General features: G+C 68.7%; 17 protein-coding genes. 12 read left to right on the top strand and 5 right to left on the bottom strand.

The genetic code is table 11. The features are described 5' to 3' along the window. Window positions 1-2: 2 nt before the first annotated feature. From OXQ95_RS07760 to OXQ95_RS07750, 3 genes are all read right to left on the bottom strand, one after another. Complete coding sequence (locus tag OXQ95_RS07760) at window positions 3-770, bottom strand: hydrolase 1, exosortase A system-associated (RefSeq protein ID WP_267381048.1); 768 nt, start codon at window positions 768-770, stop codon at window positions 3-5. Beyond that, window positions 758-1,423, bottom strand: a complete 666-nt coding sequence (locus OXQ95_RS07755) for a hypothetical protein (protein WP_267381047.1) — start codon at window positions 1,421-1,423, stop codon at window positions 758-760. The genes OXQ95_RS07760 and OXQ95_RS07755 overlap by 13 nt, the downstream gene beginning before the upstream one ends. A 65-nt stretch (window positions 1,424-1,488) precedes the next feature. Continuing rightward, window positions 1,489-1,761, bottom strand: coding sequence for an acyl carrier protein (locus tag OXQ95_RS07750; RefSeq protein WP_267381046.1), 273 nt, complete (start codon window positions 1,759-1,761; stop codon window positions 1,489-1,491). An 85-nt stretch (window positions 1,762-1,846) separates the two neighbouring features. On the opposite strand from OXQ95_RS07750, the gene OXQ95_RS07745 reads away from it, so the two are divergent. The 12 genes from OXQ95_RS07745 (at window position 1,847) to OXQ95_RS07690 (ending at window position 17,126) form a co-directional block, all read left to right on the top strand. Then, a complete protein-coding gene (locus OXQ95_RS07745) occupies window positions 1,847-3,349 on the top strand; it encodes an AMP-binding protein (RefSeq protein ID WP_267381045.1) in 1,503 nt (500 codons plus the stop codon). Then, on the top strand, window positions 3,346-4,575 hold the full coding sequence (locus tag OXQ95_RS07740) for a pyridoxal-dependent decarboxylase, exosortase A system-associated (RefSeq protein WP_267381044.1): 1,230 nt from the start codon (window positions 3,346-3,348) through the stop codon (window positions 4,573-4,575). The genes OXQ95_RS07745 and OXQ95_RS07740 overlap by 4 nt, the downstream gene beginning before the upstream one ends. 86 nt (window positions 4,576-4,661) lie before the next feature. Continuing rightward, on the top strand, window positions 4,662-5,309 hold the full coding sequence (locus OXQ95_RS07735) for an XrtA/PEP-CTERM system exopolysaccharide export protein (protein ID WP_267381043.1): 648 nt from the start codon (window positions 4,662-4,664) through the stop codon (window positions 5,307-5,309). A 10-nt stretch (window positions 5,310-5,319) separates the two neighbouring features. After that, window positions 5,320-6,831 (top strand): XrtA system polysaccharide chain length determinant, encoded by a 1,512-nt coding sequence (locus OXQ95_RS07730; RefSeq protein WP_242096884.1) that lies wholly within the window; start codon window positions 5,320-5,322, stop codon window positions 6,829-6,831. Continuing rightward, window positions 6,828-7,766 carry an AAA family ATPase gene (locus OXQ95_RS07725; protein WP_267381042.1) on the top strand — a complete coding sequence of 313 codons (939 nt, stop codon included), beginning with the start codon at window positions 6,828-6,830 and terminating at the stop codon, window positions 7,764-7,766. Before OXQ95_RS07730 ends, OXQ95_RS07725 begins: the two co-directional genes overlap by 4 nt. After that, window positions 7,763-9,364 (top strand): hypothetical protein, encoded by a 1,602-nt coding sequence (locus tag OXQ95_RS07720; protein ID WP_242096886.1) that lies wholly within the window; start codon window positions 7,763-7,765, stop codon window positions 9,362-9,364. The genes OXQ95_RS07725 and OXQ95_RS07720 overlap by 4 nt, the downstream gene beginning before the upstream one ends. 11 nt (window positions 9,365-9,375) lie before the next feature. Then, window positions 9,376-10,677 (top strand): AAA family ATPase, encoded by a 1,302-nt coding sequence (locus OXQ95_RS07715; RefSeq protein WP_267381041.1) that lies wholly within the window; start codon window positions 9,376-9,378, stop codon window positions 10,675-10,677. A gap of 4 nt (window positions 10,678-10,681) precedes the next feature. Continuing rightward, window positions 10,682-11,509 carry an XrtA system polysaccharide deacetylase gene (locus OXQ95_RS07710; RefSeq protein ID WP_242096888.1) on the top strand — a complete coding sequence of 276 codons (828 nt, stop codon included), beginning with the start codon at window positions 10,682-10,684 and terminating at the stop codon, window positions 11,507-11,509. Continuing rightward, window positions 11,506-12,534 carry a FemAB family XrtA/PEP-CTERM system-associated protein gene (locus OXQ95_RS07705; protein ID WP_267381040.1) on the top strand — a complete coding sequence of 343 codons (1,029 nt, stop codon included), beginning with the start codon at window positions 11,506-11,508 and terminating at the stop codon, window positions 12,532-12,534. The genes OXQ95_RS07710 and OXQ95_RS07705 overlap by 4 nt, the downstream gene beginning before the upstream one ends. Beyond that, entirely contained in the window at window positions 12,531-13,706 is a 1,176-nt protein-coding gene (locus OXQ95_RS07700; RefSeq protein ID WP_267381039.1) for a TIGR03087 family PEP-CTERM/XrtA system glycosyltransferase, read from the top strand. The genes OXQ95_RS07705 and OXQ95_RS07700 overlap by 4 nt, the downstream gene beginning before the upstream one ends. Before the next feature lie 2 nt (window positions 13,707-13,708). After that, the gene (gene xrtA, locus OXQ95_RS07695; protein WP_267381119.1) at window positions 13,709-15,238 is read left to right on the top strand and encodes an exosortase A; all 1,530 of its coding nucleotides are present in this window, start codon (window positions 13,709-13,711) and stop codon (window positions 15,236-15,238) included. Window position 15,239: 1 nt separating this feature from the next. After that, a complete protein-coding gene (locus OXQ95_RS07690) occupies window positions 15,240-17,126 on the top strand; it encodes an XrtA/PEP-CTERM system amidotransferase (RefSeq protein ID WP_267381038.1) in 1,887 nt (628 codons plus the stop codon). Between the two features lie 7 nt (window positions 17,127-17,133). Here OXQ95_RS07690 and yihA read toward each other — a convergent pair whose 3' ends face one another. Both yihA and yidC read right to left on the bottom strand, forming a co-directional pair. Beyond that, window positions 17,134-17,769, bottom strand: coding sequence for a ribosome biogenesis GTP-binding protein YihA/YsxC (gene yihA / locus OXQ95_RS07685; RefSeq protein ID WP_242096892.1), 636 nt, complete (start codon window positions 17,767-17,769; stop codon window positions 17,134-17,136). Next, a complete protein-coding gene (yidC, locus tag OXQ95_RS07680) occupies window positions 17,766-19,466 on the bottom strand; it encodes a membrane protein insertase YidC (protein ID WP_242096893.1) in 1,701 nt (566 codons plus the stop codon). The genes yihA and yidC overlap by 4 nt, the downstream gene beginning before the upstream one ends. Between the last annotated feature and the right edge of the window lie 11 nt (window positions 19,467-19,477).

Below are 19,477 nucleotides of genomic sequence, written 5' to 3'. Positions count from 1 at the left end.
GATCACGCCCCGTCCAGATGGCGGCGGATCGCGGCTTCCAGCGCTGCGCCCGCATCGCCGGCAAAGCTGTGCGATGCGGTATCGATCACGTCGATCGCCAGGCCGCGTCCCCGCGCCGCATCGGCAAAGGCGATCGCGGTTGCGTCGCCCGTGGCAAGCAGGATCTGCGCATCGTCGCCCCATGCCGTGATGGCGGCCAGGACTCGCGCGGCCAGATCGTCGGGTTCGCGTACCGACAACTTGCGCAGGCCGAGCAGCAGTTTGCGGGCATCTACCCCGCCGCGCAGCATCCGCCACCAGGCGCGCGGATCGCGCAGGCGCTGGGCATAGCGGGCGCGGATCGCGGCGGCAGGGGGCAGGGCGTCCCCGCTCTCCACCACCCAGGCATTGGCAAGAACGATCCGGTCGATTCCCGTCGCCCGTCCGAACAGGGCAAGCGCGCTGGCCGCATCGCAATTGCCGAAGCCCACCAGCCGCCGAAGATGCGGTGCGGTCGCGCGGAAGCACGCCGCCGCCGCCGCCATGTCGTCGGCCGAATCCGCATAGCCACCGTTCGCGCCACTCGAGTCGCCCGTGCCCCGGCGATCGTAGCGAAACACCGGGATGCCCATGGCGGCGAGGCGCTGGGCGAGCATCGCCATGCCGCGATGCGCCCCGGCGCGCACCTCGTTGCCGCCCGAGACGATCAGCAGTCCGGTGGTGCCTGTGGCCTCGTCGAGCGTTCCGACGAGCGTCTCGCCAGCGCACGGAAAGCGGATCAGCCGGCGCACGCGGCGATCCAACCGGCGATATCCTCGGCGAGCCGCTCCGCCAGCGCGGGATCGTTGGCGGGCTCTGCCCGTCGCCAGAGCGGCGTACCGGGAAGCTTCATGGTGGCGTCGCGCGGATCGGTCTCCAGGCGGATCGTGCGGACCGGCGTCCGGGGCGCGGGGTCGGACGGTCTGGCGACGGCCAGCTCCGCCAGCATCGCTCGCGATAGCCGGTTGCCGGCATAATCGGCATCGCCGTCGATCATTGTATCGCGATCGTGCCGTGCGTCGGACGAAAGACCCGCCTGCCGGACGCGGCGAAGATCGCGCAAGACCGCCTCGCCCGTCATCGGCGATAGATACCATCGTGCCTTTGGGGCCGCGTGGCTGTCGAGCAAGACGCCGCTGCGGATGCCGATCGCATGGATCGGGCGGTCACGGCCGAGCCGTTCGGCCAGCGCTTCATAGGCGCTGCGCATCATCGCGATGTCGGCGTCGCAGATCGCCGTCAGGCTCTCGCCCGTGCCCGGGAAATCCGGCAACACGCTGCCGATCCCGCGCCGGGCGAGTTCGCGCAGGATCGTGGTCGTGAACTGCCGCGTTCGGTTCGCTTCCTCGAACAGCGGCAGCGCAGCGATGACGAGCGGGCCGGTATCGGGGCCGAAGCGGAGCATGGCCTCGTAGCCGCCCGGCCAGACATAGCCATCGATGCCGGGATCGTTCGAAGGCGCGCCTTCCGTCAGATCAGCGCCTTCTCGCCGGCAAAGGCGACGAGCGCGCCGAACGTCTCCAGCATCTCGCCATCCACCTCGTCGTCCTCGATCAGGATACCCAACCGGTCCTCGAGTTCGGTGAGTACGCCTGCCACCGCCATCGAGTCGAGCTCGGGCAACGCGCCGAACAGCGGCGTGTCGGGGCGGAACGCGGCGACGCGTTCGGGCGACAGGCCGAGGATGTCGGCGAGCACGCCGCGGACGGTCGCATCGACCTGGGAAGTGCCTTCGGGGATCACGCGCGGCCTCGCGGAGGGTTGCAGATGGCAACGCGTTAAAGCGCGGGGGTGAATTCGGCAACGGCTTGGCGCTATGAGGAATCCGATGATCGCGCTCGACCCAGTCCCGCAACGGATCGATCGGCTGCCTTCGTGCGGCCGTGCGGACGATATGGCGTTGCTCGACAAGGCAGGGGCGATGACGTTCGCCGAGCTCGAAGTGGCGGTGGCATCCGCTGCGGCGTGGCTCGTGGGGCAGGGTTTCGCACCGGGCGACCGGGTGGCGACATGGCTGCCCAAGACTCGGCTGGCATGTACCATGCCGCTGGCGGTCGCCCGCACGGGGCTGGTGCACGTGCCCATCAACCCGGCACTCCGGCGCGCGCAGGTGGCGCATATTCTGGCCGATAGCGGTGCGTCCCTGTTGGTGAGCCAGCCGTCGCGAGCCGCGACGCTCGAGACCGGGGATGTGCCGCCCGGGTGTCGGCTGATCGATGAATCGAACGTGCCTCTTGCCGGATATTCCTATCCCGGCGACGATGGGGATGCCGGCGCGCTCGCTGCGATCCTCTATACCTCGGGGTCGACGGGATTGCCCAAGGGCGTGATGCTGAGCCATGCCAATCTCTGGCTGGGTGCGGTGGCGGTGGCGCATTATCTGCGGCTCACGCCAAAGGACCGCGTGCTCGCGGTGCTGCCGCTCAGCTTCGATTACGGTCAGAACCAGCTCTTCTCGACCTGGCGCGCCGGCGCGTGCGTCGCGCCGCTCGACTATCTCGCCGCGCGCGACGTGGTGAAGGCGGTGGAGCGGACCGGGGCGACGACGCTGGCGGGCGTGCCGCCGCTCTGGGTGCAGTTGCTCGAAGCGGACTGGCCACCAGAGATCGCGGGACGGCTGAAGCGGCTCACCAATTCAGGCGGCGCGTTGACACCGCGCCTCGTCCAAGCGTTGCGCGCGCGGTTTCCGGCGGCAGACCTGTACGCGATGTACGGGCTGACCGAGGCGTTCCGCTCCACCTATCTCGCGCCGGCCTTGATCGATACGCATCCCGACGCGATGGGCGCGGCCATACCCTTTGCCGAAGTGATGGCCGTCCGAACCGATGGCGCCCGCGCGGCTCCAGGCGAGCCGGGCGAACTCGTGCATGCCGGGCCGTTGGTCGCGCAAGGCTATTGGCGCGATCCCGAACGCAGCGCCGCGCGCTTTCGCCCGGCGCCGGATTTTGCCGAATCGGGCGGCATGGCGGTATGGTCGGGCGATACTGTAATCGAAGGCGCCGACGGCCTGTTCCGGTTCGTCGGCCGCGAGGACGAGATGATGAAATCGGCGGGCAACCGGATCAGCCCCGCCGAGATCGAGGCTGCGGTGCTGGCCGGCGAGGAAGCGCGCGAGGCGGTGGCGGTCGGCGTGCCCGATCCGCGCTTGGGGCAGGCGATCGTCGTCGTGCTGGCGGGTGATCCGGCGCGCGAGCCGGAACTGCGCGCGCGGCTTCGCACCGCGCTGCCGAGCTTCATGCAGCCGCAACGCTATGACTGGCGACCCGCGCTGCCCCGCAACGCGAACGGCAAACTCGATCGTGCGGCGATCCGGGCCGAGGTGACCGCGTGAAGCCGACCGGGCCGCTCCCACCCGAATTCGCGCATCAAACCGGCGTCTTGCACATCGCCGGTCGCAGCGCGGAAGACTGGGTGACGGAAGCGGGTGACACGCCGCTGTTCGTCTATGACCTGGCGATCGTTGCGGCGCGGATCGCGCGGTTCCGCGCCGCGATGCCCGCGATCGATCTCCATTACGCGATCAAGGCCAATCCGCATCCCGGTCTGCTCGGCGCGATCGGCGGGTTGGTGGATGGGCTGGACGTCGCATCGGCAGGCGAGTTGCGCGCCGCGATCGGCGCGAAGCCGGCGGCGGTGATCAGCTTTGCGGGCCCGGGCAAGCGCGACGACGAACTGGCGCTGGCGATCGGTGCCGGCGCGACGCTCAACGTCGAATCCGAAGGCGAGGCGGCGCGGGCGCTCGCGATCGGCGAACGGCTCGAGATCGTGCCGCGGCTCGCGATCCGCGTGAACCCGGACGTCGAACTGCGCGGATCGGGAATGAAGATGGGCGGCCGCCCGTCGCCGTTCGGCGTGGATGCGGTGCGCGCCGCGGCGCTGGTGCGGACCGTGCGCGCGGGCGGCGCGGATTGGCGCGGGTTTCACATCTATGCCGGCTCTCAGGCGCTGGATGCGGGGGCGATCATCGAGACGGAGGCCGCGACCCTGGCGCTTGCCGCCCGGCTGGCGGACGAGGCGGGCGCCGTGCCGCCGCTGGTCAATCTGGGCGGCGGGTTCGGCGTGCCGTATTTCGCGGGCGATCGGCCGCTCGCGGTCGAGGCCGTGGGTGCGGCGCTCGGCGAAGCGCTGGCACAGCGGCCCGAGGTGCTGGCGGGCAGCCGCTTCGCCATCGAACTCGGCCGCTGGCTGGTCGCGGAGGCGGGTGTGTATCTCACCCGGATCGTCGATCGCAAGGAAAGCCAGGGCGAGACGTTTCTCGTGGTGGATGGCGGCCTCAACCACCAACTCGCCGCCAGCGGCAATTTCGGGACGGTGGTCAGGCGCAATTACCCGCTCGCACTCGCGAGCCGGATGGGCGCCGGGGCGGACGAGACGGTGTCGGTCGTCGGCCCCCTGTGCACCCCGCTCGACCGGCTGGGCGACCGGGTCGCGCTGCCGCACGCGGCGGCCGGCGATCTCGTTGCGATCTTTCTCGCCGGCGCTTATGGAGCGAGCGCCAGCCCGGCGGCGTTCCTCGGGCATCCGCCCGCGGCCGAGCTGCTGGCCGGCCATTGCTAAACGCTATATTCACCTCTCCCGCTGCATAGCCGATCCCGATCATGCGTGCCGCCTCGGCGGGGCATGAAATCAGGAGAATCAAGGCCATGCGCTTGTCCATGCTGTCCCGTACCCCGCTGATCGCCGGGCTGGCCGCGTCGGCCCTGACCGGTTGCGTCGACGGCAACAACGCCCGGCCCGAGCTGCCGCCGGCGTCCTATGTGGCCAGCAAGGAACAGGCGGGCGAGGAATATGTCATCGGCCCGCTCGACCAGCTCAACATCTTCGTCTGGCGCAATCCGGAGCTATCGGCCAAGGTGCAGGTGCGTCCCGACGGCCGCATCACCACGCCGCTCATCAACGACATGCCCGCGGTCGGCAAGACGCCCGCGATGCTCGCCGACGACATGAAGGCGGCGCTGGGGCAATATGTGAAGGACCCGATCGTCTCGGTGATCGTGGAGAATTTCTCCGGCACCTACAGCCAGCAGATCCGCGTCGTGGGTGCGACCGAAAAGCCCGCATCGATCCCGTATCGCGCGAACATGACCTTGCTCGATGCGATGATCGCGGTGGGCGGCCTCAGCCAATATGCGGCGGGCAACAAGGCCCGGCTCGTCCGCTACAACCGCGCGACCGGCAAGCAGACCGAATATCAGCTCCAGATCTCCCGCCTGCTGAAGCGCGGGGATTCCTCGGCCAATGTCCGGCTGGAGCCCGGCGACGTCATCATCATCCCCGAATCGATGTTCTGAGGCCGATCGGATGGGTGGAATCTATGACGAGATGCGGCTTGCGCTGCATGCGATCTGGACGCGGCGCTGGCTCGCGCTCGGCGTCGCGTGGGGCGTGTGCCTGGTCGGCTGGCTGGTGGTGTCGCAAATCCCCAGCCGTTACGATTCGCACGCCCGGGTCATGGTGCAGATGCAGTCGGTGCTGCCCGCCTCGGTCGACAATCCCGCACCCAGCCAGCAGAACAGCGTCGACACGATCCGCCAGACGCTCGTCTCGGCGGTGAATCTCGAAAAGGTCGTTCGCGGCACCGATCTCGCCAACACGGTCGCGAGCGACCGCGACGTCGCCGACCGGGTCGCGAGCCTCGCCCAGAACATCAAGGTGACCGCGCAGCAGGACAATCTGTTCGAGATCACCACCACTGCGTCCAGCCCCAAGCTGGCGCGTACGATCACGCAGAAGCTGATCGATATCTTCATCGAGCAGAATCTTGCCGGCGACCGATCCAGCAACGGCCAGTCGCTCGCTTTCCTCGACAAGCAATTGGCGCAGCTGCAGGACAAGCTGCAGGACGCCGAGACGAAGCGCGCCGATTTCCAGAACCGGTATCTGGGATCGATGCCGGGCACCGGCTCCGTCGCGGACCGGATCGGCGCGGCACGCACGCAGATGGCGCAGATCGACGCCGATCTGGGTGCCGCGCAATCCGGCGTCGCCGCGGTCGCGGGGCAGATGGCGGGCGTGGCGCCGACGCTGCCCGGCACCGCCGGCGGTGCGGCCGGCCCGGCCCGGGCGCGGGTCATCGCGATCCAGGGCCAGCTCGCCGATGCGCGGGCGCGTGGCTATACCGATGCGCATCCGGACGTGATCGCGCTGAAAAGCCAGTTGGCGGCGGCGACCGCAGCGGCACGCGGCGAGCCGGTTTCGGGCGGCGCCGCGGGCACGCCCAATCCGTTCTACCAGTCGCTTCAGTCGATGCAGGCGGAAAAGCAGAGCCAGGTCGCGGCGCTGCGTATCCGCAAGAGCCAGCTCCAGTCGGATCTCGATCAGCTCAATTCCAAGCTCGCGGGCGATCCGCAGGTCGCCGCCGAACAGGGCGATATCGATCGCCAATATCAGGTGACGAAGGACGCGTATGCGCAGTTGCTCGCCCAGCGTCAGCAGATCGCTCTGCGCGGCCAGGCCCAGTCGCAGACCGACCAGGTGAAGTTCAGCGTGATCGATCCCCCCACCACGCCGCACACGCCGACCGCGCCCAACCGCATGCTGCTGCTGTCGGGCGTGCTGGTGGCGGGCATCGCCGGCGGGATCGGCGCGGCGTTCGCGCTCGGCCAGTTGCGGCAGACCTTCGCCACCACCACGCGGCTGGAACGCGCGACCGGCATGCCGGTGATCGGCGCAATCGGTGAGGTGGTGACGCGCGCCCAGTCCGAGAAGCGCGCGCGGGGAATGAAGATGTTCGCTGGCGGCCTTGCCGCGCTGGGAGCCGCCTATGTGCTGCTGCTCGGTGTCGAAGTGCTTCAGCGGGGAATGGCGGCATGACGAAGATCCATCCGAAACGCGCGCCTTCGCTGCTCGAACGCGCCGCCCAGGTCTATGACTTCAGCGAGCATCTGCGGCGGCAGGACGACGCGCCGATGCCGCCGATGACACCGGCTTTGGTGCCTCCCGTTCCGCCGGTCGAGCCGGTCTTTGCCGCCGACGTTCCGGAGGAATTTCGCGCTTCGCTGGCGCGCGGCGAAGTGGCGGCGATCGACCGGATGATGCTCGCGCAGAACGGCATGATCGTGCCCGGCGCGCCGGTCGGGCCGCTCGCCGAGGAGTTTCGGCTGGTCAAGCGCCAGTTGAACCTCGTGCGCCAGCGGATCGCCGAAAGCGACGCACCCGCCAAGGCGCGGACGATCCTCGTCTGCTCGGCGCGTCCGCGTGACGGCAAGACCTTCACCGCGATCAACCTCGCGCTGTCGCTCGCCGCCGAGCGCGATACCGAAGTGCTGCTGGTCGATGCCGATTTCGCCAAGCCCGACATCATGGCGCAGCTCGGCGTCGACGAGGGATCCGGGCTGCTCGATGCGCTCGCCGATTCGCACCTCGATGTCGAGACGCTGATCGTACCCACCGATGTGCCCAATCTGTCGCTGCTCCCCGCTGGCACCAAGACCTCGACCGACACCGAATTGCTGGCCAGCGCCCGCACCCGGGCGGTGCTCGCGCGGCTCTTGTCGGCCAATCCCAACCGGTTGGTAATCTTCGATTCGCCACCCGCTCTCGCGGCGTCGCCCGCCTCGGTGCTGGCGATGCTGGTGGGGCAGGTGATGCTCGTGGTCCGCGCCGATCTCACGCCCGAAAGCGAGCTGCGCGCCGCCGTGCAGTTGCTCGACGGGTGCGAGCATATCCAGCTCGTCCTCAACGCGGTGTCCTTCGTGCCGGGCGGCGCCCGGTTCGGCAGCTATTACGACCAGGAGTCGTCCCAGTGATCCGTCCCGTCCTTCTCGCCACCGCCGCGATGCTCGCGCTGCCGTCCGTCGCCAACGCGCAGGACCGGCCGCGGACCAGCGTCACGCCCTATATCGAAGTGAGCCAGACGCTCGACGCCGATCTCAAGGGCGGCGACACCGTCACCTATACGAGCGTCGCTGCGGGCGTGGACGCGGCGGTGACGACCGCGCGTATCAACGGCCAGATCAGCTATCGCTACGAGCACCGCTTCGGCGAGGGCCATGATCTGGGCGACGACGATATCCACACCGGCCTCGCGCGCGTCGACGCCAAACTGACGCCGGCGCTGACGTTCGAGGCAGGCGGCATCGCCACGCGCGCGCGTTCCGACATCCGCGGGGCGGCTCCGGGCGTACTTGTCGGCAATGTCGACAACGTCAGCCAGCTCTACGGCGTCTATGCCGGCCCGACGCTCGCCACCCAGTTGGGCGTGGTGAACGTGGGGGCTGCCTATCAGATCGGCTATACCAAGGTCGAGACGCCCACCTATGCCGGGCCGATCGACGGCCAGCGCCTCGATTATTACGATCATTCGCTGGGCCAGCTCGCGACCGCCACCGTCGGCATCGCGCCGGGAACGGTGCTGCCTGTCGGCGTGACGCTCAGCGGCCTGTACGAGCGCGAGGATGGCGCGCAGCTCGGCCAGCGCTTCGAGGGGTATCACGGGCGCGGCGACGTGCTGCTTCCCGTCTCGCCCAACGTCGCGCTGACCGCCGGTGTCGGCTATGAGCGGATCGAGGCCAGCCAGCGCGATCCGCTGTTGACGGCCGGCGGCACGCCCGTGCTGGATGGCAATGGTCGATTCGAGACGGATCCCAATTCGCCGCGCCGAATCGCCTACCGCACCGATGGCGTCTATTATGATGCGGGCGTGGTATGGCGACCCGACCGCCGCACGTCGGTGGAGGCGCATGTCGGCCGCCGCTACGGATCGCTCAGTTATACCGGCACGGCGACGTACCAGGCGTCCAAGACGGTCGGCTTCGCCGTGAATGTCTATGACAGCGTCCAGACCTTCGGCCAGCAATTGCGGCAGGGCGTGGCGGCGTTGCCGACGAGCTTCGTTTCCAATCAGGATCCCTTCTCGCAACAGTTCAACGGCTGCGTCTTCGGCACGAGCGGCGGAGCGCCCGGCGGTTGCCTCGATTCGGTGTTCCAGTCGATCACCACCGCCAGCTATCGTGCGCGCGGCGTCGATGCGGTGGGAACGATCACCCGCGGGCTTTCCACCTTCGGCGTGGGTATCGGCTACGCCAACCGGCGCCTCTATGCGCCGACCGGCGGCTCCGGCATCGTGGTCTATGGCGACGAGGACGAGAGCTATTACGGTCAGCTCTTCTGGGCGCGCAGCCTGTCGCGCAACTCGGGGCTCGATGTGAACGCGTTCGTGGATTATTACACCACGCAGCTTTCGGGCGGGGAGGGCACCTGGTCCTATGGGGCGACGGGCAGCTATTATCGCAATTTCGGCCGCCTGAGCACCACGGCTTCGGTGGGGCTCTACAGCTTCAAGGTGGGCGACCTCTCCAGCGACGTGTCGCTGCAGGCGCTTCTCGGCGCGCGGTATCACTTCTAGGAACGTCAGCGATGTACGACGATCATTTCGGATTGACCGGCCGGCCCTTCCAGCTGACCCCCGACCCGCGTTTCTGGTTCGAGACCGACACCCACCGGAAGGCGATGGCCTATCTCGGCTATGGTCTCGCGCAGGGCGAAGGCTTCATCGTCATCACCGGCGATATCGGTGCGGGCAAGACGACGCTGGTCGGCCATCTGATGGATACGCTCGATCAGCAGCGCCTGAACCCAATCAAGATCGTCTCCACCGCGATCGAGGCATCCGATCTGCTGCGCATCGTGGCGACCGCGCTCGGGGTGCAGACGAAGGGCATGGAGAAGGCCGATCTGCTGATCGCGATCGAGCGCGGACTTCACGCGGTTGCGCGGGCCGGCAAGCGCACGCTGCTGATCGTCGACGAGGCGCAGGCGCTGCCGGTCGCCAGCCTCGAAGAATTGCGCATGCTGTCGAACTTCCAGGCCGGCGGCCATGCGATGCTGCAGATCGTGTTGCTCGGCCAGCCCGAGTTCCGCGACCGGCTGCACGGCGAGGATCGCCTCGAACAGATGCGCCAGCGCGTGATCGCGATCCACCATCTCGATCCGATGGAGGCGCATGAAGTCTCCGATTACATCGCACACCGGCTTGCGGTGGTCGGCTGGACCGGGCGGCCCGATTTCACCGAGGATGCGTTCGATGCCTTTTATCGCGGATCGGGCGGGGTGCCGCGCCGGCTGAACCTGCTCGCCGGCCGGACGATGTTGCACGCGGCGATCGGCGGCATCAACCTGATCGACGGCGCGACCGTGGATGCGGTGATCCGCGATCTCCATGCGGATCTGCCGATGCCGATGCCGATCGGGGCACCGCTTGCGGATGCGCCCGCGCCGATGAAGCCCGAACCCGTCGAGCGCCTCCCCGCTCCGGCAGCGGCGGCGCCCGTCATCGTCACGCCGATGCCGGCACCCGCGTCGGCAACGCCCGTCCGCGAGGCGCCGGCTCCGACGGAAGAGGTGAAGCGACCGTCCTGGTTCGAATCGGCCACCGCGCCCGTCGCGCGTCCGGCGCCCCGCGTTGTGTTGACGCCCGAGCCCGAGCCCGAGCCGATCGTCGTCCCACCCGAGGCCGAGGCAGACTGTGCGCCCGAGTCGGAGGCCGAGCCGGCGGTGGTTTCACCCGATCCGACGCTCGTCGCGCGGATCGCGGCGCTCGAGGCGCAGGTCGAGCAGCAGGAGGTGGCGTTGCGCCGCGTGCTGACGCTGCTGGTGGATTGGGTGGAGACCGACGCGCAGCGGCCGCCTTATGCGCCGATCCGCAACTTCGCGGCCTGACGCCATGCTCAACGGCATGTCGGTCGATGTGGAGGACTGGTTCCAAGTCGGTGCCTTCGAACGGGTGATCGACAAGGCGGATTGGGATGCGCTCGCGCCGCGCGTTGAGCGCAACACCGATGCGGTGCTCGCGCTGTTCGAGGATGCGGGCGTCAAGGCCACCTTCTTCACGCTCGGCTGGGTCGCGCATCGCTATCCGGCGCTCGTCCGCCGGATCGTGGATGCGGGCCATGAGATCGCCAGCCATGGCTGGGATCATGCGCGCGTCTTCACGATGGATGCGGCCGCCTTTCGCGCCGACCTTGCCAAGGCGCGCAGCGCGATCGAACAGGCGGGCGGCGCGGCCGTCACCGGCTATCGCGCGCCGAGCTTCTCGATCGATCCGCGCACGCCCTGGGCGCATGCGGTGCTAGCGGAGGCCGGCTATCGCTATTCGTCCAGCGTCGCTCCGGTGCGCCACGACCATTATGGATGGCGCGAGGCGCCCCGCTACGCCTTTCGACCACTGCCCGACTCCGCGCTGATCGAGGTGCCGGTGACCGTGGCGGAGTTCGCAGGGCGGCGGCTTGCGACCGGGGGCGGCTTTTTCCGCATGTTGCCCGCAGCGATCACGGATTATGCGGTCCGGCAGGTGAACGCCGAGGCGCAACCGGCGATGTTCTATTTCCATCCCTGGGAGATCGATCCCGGCCAGCCGCGCGTGGCGAATGCGCCGTTGAAATCGCGCATCCGCCATTATGCGCGGCTGCGCGCGATGGCGGGCAAGTTGCGCGGACTGATGGCGCGGCACGATTGGGGACGGGTGGACGCGGCCATCGGCGCCGCCGCGTGACTGAGTCGATCGGCGTGCGCGCGGCGGATCTGCGCCATGACGCCGACCGGATTGCTGCTTTCGTCACCGAAACGCCCGGCGCTACGCCGTTTCACCTGCCGGCGTGGAGCATGGCGGTCGAGGTCGGATGCGGCCAGCGCGCGCGCTATCTGGTCGCCGAACGGGGCAATGGTGCGATTGCCGGCGTGCTGCCGTTGACCGAAATGCGCTCGCCCCTGTTCGGGCGCGCGCTCGTTTCGACCGGTTTCGGCGTCGATGGCGGCATCTTGGGGGAGGGCGTTGCGCCATTGGCGGCGGCGGCCTGGACGCTGGCGCAGCGGATCGGCTGCCCCGGCGTCGAGCTTCGCGGCGGTGCGCTGCCTGAGGAATGGGATGTCGATGCCGACAGCTATCTCGGCTTCGCGCGCGACCTTGCCGGCGATGACGCGGCCGAACTGCTCGCCATTCCCCGCAAGCAACGCGCCGAAGTGCGCCGCGCGCTGGGCATCGACCTGGAGGTCGTGACGGGCGACACGCCGGCGCTGCTGCGCGAACATTACCGCATCTATGCCGAATCGGTCCGCAACCTGGGGACGCCGGTGTTTCCGGCCCGCTTGTTCCGCGAAGTCGCCGGACGACTCGATGCCGATGTGCTCACCGTCCGCCACGAAGGACGGCCGGTCGCGAGCGTGCTCAGCCTGTATTTCGGCGGGACCGTCTATCCTTATTGGGGTGGTGGCGGTGCGGCGGCGCGAGCCCTGCGCGCCAACGACCGGATGTATTTCGCGCTGATGGCGCATGCGCGTGCCCGTGGGGCGACGCGGTTCGATTTCGGCCGATCGAAGACCGGAACCGGTGCGGCGGCGTTCAAGAAGAATTGGGGCTTTGCGCCCATGCCCCGCCATTACGCCACGCGAAGCGCGGGGCCGCGCCGCGAGGTGAACCCGCTCAACCCCAAATACGCGGCGATGGTCGCGGCGTGGAAGCGCCTGCCGCTGCCGATCGCCAACCGCCTCGGCCCCTGGATCGCGCGGGGGCTGGGGTGAGCGACATCCTCTTCCTCGCGCACCGTGTCCCGTTCCCGCCCGACCGCGGCGACAAGATCCGCAGCTATCACGTGCTCCGTCATCTGGCGGCGCGTGCGCGCGTGCATTTGGTGGCGTTCGCCGACGAATTGGCGGATCGCGACCCGCCGCCCGAATTCCGCGCGATGCTGGCAAGCTGCACCATCCTGCCCCGCCGCAAGGCACGGGGCCGTGCGGCGATCGAAGCTTTGGTGAGTCGACGCCCGGCCTCGCTCGCCGCCTTCGCCGACAAGGCCATGGCCGCCGCCGTGGCGGATGTGCTGGCGAACCACGACATCGCGCGGATCTATGCCTTTTCCGGGCAGATGGCGCAGTATCTCCCGATGGCGCGCATGCCCGTCGTCATGGACTTCGTCGATGTCGATTCCGCCAAGTTCGCCGGCTTCGCGGCCCGGGCGCGGGGCACGATGCGCTGGCTGATGGCACGCGAGGCGCGGCTGCTCGGTGCCTATGAACGCGCCGTCTCGCAGCGCGTAGCGGCCAGCCTGTTCGTCAGCGAGGCGGAGGCCGCGCTGTTCCGCTCGGGCGGCGCGGTCGGAACGGTGAAGGTCGTCGAAAACGGGATCGACACCGCGCATTTCGATCCGGACGGTCGCTTCGATCGGATGTCGGAGGATCGCCCCTTGATCGTCTTCACCGGGCAGATGGATTATGCGCCGAATATCGAGGCGGTGACGGGCTTTGCGCGTGACGTGATGCCGCTGGTCCGCCGGCGCCACCCGCAGGCGCTGTTCGCGGTCGTCGGGCGAGCCCCGACGGCAGCGGTGCGTGCGCTGGCCGGCGAGGACGTGATCGTGACGGGCACCGTACCGGATACGCGCGGTTGGCTGGCCGCGGCCGATCTGTGCGTGGCGCCGCTGGCGCTCGCGCGCGGCATCCAGAACAAGGTGTTGGAGGCGATGGCGATGGCGCGTCCGGTGATCGCTTCCTCCGCCGCGGCGCAAGGCATCGATCATGCCGGTACGATCCGCATCGCCGATGATCCCGCGGATCTGGCCGATAGCGTCTGCGCCGTGCTCGACGACCCCTGGGCCGCGGCGACCCTGGGGCAGGCGGCGCGGCATCAAGTGATCGCGCGCTACGCCTGGGATGCGCGGCTCGCGCCGCTCGATGCGCTGATGGGCTTCCAGTGACGCTGGCGCTGACCGCGTCGAAGGGGCGTTCGATCGGCGCATGGCCGGGCCATGGTGGCGCGCTCCTGTTGGTCGCCGCGTTGATCGTATCGCTGTTCTACCGCGATGCGCATGCGCTCGTCCGCATCTGGTGGACCAGCACGACGTTCGGCCACTGCCTCTTCATCGGCCCCGTCATCGCCTGGCTGGTGTGGCAGCGCCGGGCCCAACTCGCCCGCCTCACCCCCGCCGCATGGTGGCCGGGCCTCGCGCTCGTCGCGGTGGGCGGGGCGGGGTGGTTGATGGGAGAGGCGGCGACGGTGTCGTTCGCGCGCCAATTGGGCCTGATCGTCATGCTGCAGGGCGCGGTGGTCACGCTGCTCGGGCCCCAGGTGGCACGCGGGCTGCTCTTCCCGCTGGCTTATGCGCTGTTCCTCGTGCCGATGGGCGAGGGGCTGGAGAGGCCGTTGCAGAACGTGACGGTGGCGATGGTGATGCCGATGCTGCGCGCGGTCGGCGTGCCCGCCAGCGTGGACGGCGTGCTGATCCATGCCGGACGCTATTATTTCGAAGTGGCCGAGGCCTGTTCGGGCGCCAAATTCGTCATCGCGATGATCGCGTTCGGCGTGCTGGTCGCGAATGTGTGTTTCGTCTCCTGGCGGCGGCGGGCGATGTTCCTGGCCGTCAGCCTGATCGTGCCCGTGCTGGCGAACGGCGTGCGGGCGTTCGCCACGATCTGGGCGGCGCAGCTCACCTCGCTGGAGGCGGCGACCGGGTTCGATCACATCGTTTACGGCTGGGTGTTCTTCGGGCTCGTGATGGCGGCGGTGCTGGGGATCGCTTGGCGGTGGTTCGATCGTGCGCCCGATGCGCCCGCCTTCGATCCGGTCGCGCTCGATCGGCCGGTCGGGCACCGCATCGATCTCGGCCTTGCCGCGCTGCTGGTGCTCGCCACCGCCGTGATCTTTCCCGCCTGGAGCGGTGCCGTCGCGGCCCGTGCGCAGGCGTTGCCCAACCATATCGATCTGCCCGACGTCCCGGGCTGGCATCGCGCGTTCCTCAGCACGCGCGCGCCCTGGGAGCCGTTCCATCCGGGGGCGGACCATCATCTCTTCGGCCGCTATGCCGACGATCGTGGCGATGCGGTGGACGTGGCGATCGCGGTCTATGGCGCGCAGGCACAAGGGCGCGAACTGGTCGGCTTCGGTACGGGCGTGCTGCGCGAGGAGGATCGCTGGGTGCGGATCGCGGACATGCCGCCGATCGACGGCGGCTCGGCGATGCGGATCACCGCGCCGGGCCCGGGCCGGCAGGCGGTGGAGCGGATCGTCGCGACATGGTATCGCGTCGGCGATGTCACGACGCACGACGAGAGGCTGGTGAAGGTGGCGACGATGCGCGCGCGGCTGTTCGGTGGCCCGCAACGGGCCGTCGCGGTGCATCTGTCGGCCGAGGTGCTGCCCGGCCATGATCCGGTCGCCGCGATCCGGGCGTTTCGCGTGGCGCTCGGCCCGATCGACGCGCTGGCAGACCGTTCCGCGGGCATGCGCTGAGATGTGCGGCATCGCCGGGATCTTCCATCCCGGAATCCCCAAGCCGGTCGATCCGCAGCGCATCGCGCGGATGATCGACGCGCTGGCGCATCGCGGGCCCGATGGGGAAGGGGTGTGGACCGCGCCGGGTGTGGGGCTGGGTCATCGGCGTCTGTCGATCATCGATCTGGCCGGCTCGCCCCAGCCGATGCGCGACGATGCGCTGACCGTCACCTATAATGGCGAGATCTACAATTTCGCCGAGCTGCGCGCCGAGCTCGAAGAGCGGGGCGCGCGTTTCCGGACGGCGGGCGATACCGAGGTGCTGCTGCACGGCTGGCGCGCCTGGGGGCCGGGGCTGCTCGACCGGCTGAACGGCATGTTCGCCTTCGCGATCCACGATGCCGATGCGCAGGCGCTGTTCCTCGCGCGCGACCGGCTGGGGGTGAAGCCGCTCCATTGGGTGGAACTGTCCGACGGCTCGGTCGCCTTCGCCTCCGAACTGAAGGGGCTGCTCGCCCACCCGTTGCTCCGCCGCACGCCCGATCTGCGCGCGGTCGAGGATTATCTGGCGTTCGGCTATGTCCCCGACGATGCCTGCCTCGTCGCGGGAGTGCACAAGCTGGCGGCCGGGCATTTCCTGCTGATCGCGCGCGGCAGACCCGTGCCCGCGCCCCGCCGATGGTGGGATCTGGATTTCTCGAACCGCGCACGCGGCTCGGCGGCGGCGCTGGGCGACGAACTCGTGGCGCGGATGCGCGACGGAGTGCGCTCGCGGATGGTCGCGGACGTGCCGCTCGGGGCGTTCCTGTCGGGCGGCGTGGACAGTTCGGCGGTGGTCGCGCTGATGGCGGAGGCATCGCGCGATGCGATCACCACCTGCACGATCGGCTTCGACGAAGCGGGGCATGACGAGCGTGCGCATGCCGACGCCGTCGCGGCGCGCTTTGCGACCGACCACCATGCGCGGGTGGTGCGGTCGGACGATGCCGGCCTGATCGACACGCTGGTCGCTGCGTTCGACGAACCCTTCGCCGATGCCTCGGCGCTTGCCACCTATCAAGTATGTGCGCTCGCGCGCGAGCGGGTGACGGTCGCGCTGTCGGGCGACGGCGCGGACGAGGCGCTGGCCGGGTATCGCCGCTACCGGTTCCAGGCTGCCGAAGAGCGGGTCCGTGCGCTGATGCCCGCCGGCCTGCGCCGCGATGCGTTCGGCGCACTGGGGCGCTGGTATCCCAAGGCGGATTGGGCACCGCGCCCGTTGCGCGCGAAATCCACCTTGCTCGCGCTCGCGGCCGATGGCGACGAGGCCTATGCGCGGGCGGTGGGCGTGACCACGCCCGAATGGCGGGCGCGCCTGTTCTCGGCGGAGGCCCGTCGCGCGCTCGGCGGCTATCGTGCCGAAGACCGCTATGTGGCGACGATGCGGGCGGCGCCGGCGCGCGATGCGCTCGACCGTGCGCAATATGCCGACATCAAGCATTGGCTGCCGGGCGATATCCTCACCAAGGTCGACCGCACCAGCATGGCAGTCGGGCTGGAGGCGCGCGAGCCGCTGCTCGACCACCGGCTGATCGAATTCGCGGCCACGCTGCCGGTGTCGATGCGGCTGCGCCACGGCCAGGGCAAGTGGCTGATGAAGCGCGCGATGCGGCCCTATCTGCCGCGCGAGATCCTCTATCGGCCCAAGATGGGGTTCGTCACGCCGATCGGTGCCTGGTTCCGGGGGGCGCTCGCCGACGAAGCCGCGGCGCTGGCGCGATCGCGGACCTTGAACGACACGGGATGGTTCGACATGGCCGCCATCGGCGCGATGGCGGCCGAACATCGCAGCGGGCGCGGCGAGCATGGGCGGACGCTCTGGCAGCTCGTCATGCTGGAACGGAGCATGGCGCGGCTGTTCGGTTGAGCGGCGCTCAGCCCACCGCCTCGATCACCGCCGCGCGGAGTTCGGGGATGCCATAGCCGGTTTCGCTCGAGGTCTGCAGGATGTCCGGATGCGCGGCGGGACGCTTGCGCACCTCGTCCGCCATCGCCGCCAGCGTGACGGACAATTCGGTCGGCTTCACCTTGTCGGTCTTGGTCAGGACCATGCGATAGCTGACTGCGGCCTTGTCGAGCATCTCCATGATCTCGCGATCGACGTCCTTGAGCCCGTGACGCGAATCGACCAGCACCAGCGTGCGCTTCAGCACGTCGCGACCGCGCAGGAAGTCGTTCACGAGGAACCGCCACTTCTTGACCATGTCCTTGGGCGCCTTGGCAAAGCCATAGCCCGGCATGTCGACCAAGCGAAACGCGAGCGGATCGCCCACGTCGAAGAAGTTCAGTTCCTGCGTGCGCCCCGGCGTGTTGGACGTGCGCGCGAGCGCGTTGCGGCCGGCCAGCGCGTTCAGCAGCGACGATTTGCCGACATTGGAACGCCCCGCGAACGCCACCTCGGGTACGTCGGGCGCGGGGATATATTCCAGCGTCGGCGCCGATTTCAGAAACGCGATCGGCCCCGCGAAGAGCTTGCGCGCCGTCTCGATCTGCTCGGGTTCGAAGCTCATTTCGCCACCGGCGTCTTCAGCTGCGGATGACGTGCATAGAGCAGCTTCTGTTGCAGGATCGAGATGCAGTTGGTGGTGATCCAATAGACCTGCAGCCCGACCGCGAACGGCGCCATCACGAACATCAGCACCCAGGGCATGAACGCGAAGACCTGCTTTTGCGTATCGTCCATCGGCGTCGGGTTCAGGCGGAACTGGAAGAACATCGAGATGCCGAGCAGGATAGGCACGACACCGATCGCGATCATGTGCGGCGGCGTGAAGGGTAGGAGGCCGAACAGGTTCACCGGCGTCAGCGGATCGGGCGACGACAGATCCTTGATCCACAGGACGAACGGCTGGTGCCGCATCTCGATCGTGATCATCAGCACCTTGTAGAGCGCATAGAAGATCGGCACCTGGATCAGCGTCGGCAGGCAGCCGGCGAGCGGATTGACCTTCTCCTGCTTGTAGAGCGCCATGATCTCCTGCTGCTGGCGCGGCTTGTCGTCCTTGTAGCGTTCCTGGAGCGCCTTCATCTTCGGCTGGATGGCGCGCATCGCCGCCATCGAGGCGAACTGGCGCTGCGCGATCGGGAACATCACCGCGCGGATCGTCAGCGTCAGCAGGATGATGGCGAGGCCGAAATTGCCGACGATGTGGAACAGCCAGTCGAGATAGGTGAAGATCGGCTTTTCGACGATTTCGAAGTAACCCCAGTCGATCGCCTTGTCGAATTTCGGGATACCCGCGGCTTCGTAGCGCTGGAGCGTCTTCACTTCCTTGGCGCCCGCGAAGAAGCGCGTCGTCTGGGTTACGGCTTTGCCCGGCGCGAGCAGCTTGGGGCTGAGCGTGTAATCGCCCTGATAGGTGGTGTTCGCACCGGCGCGGAACTGGCCGTCGAACGTCGCGCCCTGATCGGGCACCAGCGCGGTCAGCCAATATTTGTCCGCAAAGCCGAGCCAGCCGCCCTGCGTCGAGAAATGCTGCGGCGCGCTGTCGAGATCCTTGAACTTGTACCCGTAATCCGCGCTGCCCTCGTGCACCGAGGTGGGGCCGGTATGATTCTGCCAGGTGGAGGCATCCTTCGAGACGCCCGACCGGTTGACGAAGCCGTACGGCGCAACCGGCACGGGTGCGGCGCCGGCGTTCAGCACCGTTTGCTGCACCGTGAACATGTAGTCGGAATCGACCGACAGCGTGATGCGGAAGCGCTGGCCGGTGGCGTTCGCCGCGTCGAGCGTCACGGGATGGCCGGGCGACAGCAGCGTTCCGGTCGCCTTCCACACCGTGTCGGCGGACGGCGGCTTCAGCCCCTCGTCACGCCAGCCGAATCCGGCGAAATAGGCTTCGGGCGCGCCGGCCGGGGAAAGGAGGCGGATCGGCGCGGAGTTCTTCGCGATCGTTTCCTTGTAATCCACCAGAACGAGATCGTCGATCCGGGCGCCCTTCAGGTTGAGCGAGCCCCGGATCTTGGGCGTCTCGATCCGGACGCGGGGCGTCTCGCCCAGCACGACCGCGCGATCCCGCATCGCGGCGGGGCCGTCAGCGGTCGGATCGGCGTTCGGGTTGGCGACGATCTTCGTCTTGCCGTCCGCGATCTTGGTCACGGGCGGATTGGCGGTCGGGAAGAATTTGCCCTGGATCAGCGGCCAGCCGAACAGGATCAGCGCCGCGATCACCGCGAAGACCACGAAGTTCTGACGATCGTCTTTCACGGCTAGGCCCC

The organism is Sphingomonas sp. GC_Shp_6, from assembly GCF_026540835.1.
Classification (GTDB): domain Bacteria; phylum Pseudomonadota; class Alphaproteobacteria; order Sphingomonadales; family Sphingomonadaceae; genus Sphingomonas.
Note: the sequence above shows the minus strand (reverse complement) of the source record. Positions and strands in the feature narration are given on the sequence as shown.

What these genes read in the sequence shown, in the direction of transcription:
- OXQ95_RS07755 (WP_267381047.1), bottom strand. Translation starts at nt 1,423, where the DNA reads ATGCTCCGCTTCGGCCCCGATACCGGCCCGCTCGTCATCGCTGCGCTG.
- OXQ95_RS07745 (WP_267381045.1), top strand. Translation starts at nt 1,847, where the DNA reads ATGATCGCGCTCGACCCAGTCCCGCAACGGATCGATCGGCTGCCTTCG.
- OXQ95_RS07735 (WP_267381043.1), top strand. Translation starts at nt 4,662, where the DNA reads ATGCGCTTGTCCATGCTGTCCCGTACCCCGCTGATCGCCGGGCTGGCC.
- OXQ95_RS07730 (WP_242096884.1), top strand. Translation starts at nt 5,320, where the DNA reads ATGGGTGGAATCTATGACGAGATGCGGCTTGCGCTGCATGCGATCTGG.
- OXQ95_RS07725 (WP_267381042.1), top strand. Translation starts at nt 6,828, where the DNA reads ATGACGAAGATCCATCCGAAACGCGCGCCTTCGCTGCTCGAACGCGCC.
- OXQ95_RS07715 (WP_267381041.1), top strand. Translation starts at nt 9,376, where the DNA reads ATGTACGACGATCATTTCGGATTGACCGGCCGGCCCTTCCAGCTGACC.
- OXQ95_RS07710 (WP_242096888.1), top strand. Translation starts at nt 10,682, where the DNA reads ATGCTCAACGGCATGTCGGTCGATGTGGAGGACTGGTTCCAAGTCGGT.
- OXQ95_RS07690 (WP_267381038.1), top strand. Translation starts at nt 15,240, where the DNA reads ATGTGCGGCATCGCCGGGATCTTCCATCCCGGAATCCCCAAGCCGGTC.
- yihA (WP_242096892.1), bottom strand. Translation starts at nt 17,769, where the DNA reads ATGAGCTTCGAACCCGAGCAGATCGAGACGGCGCGCAAGCTCTTCGCG.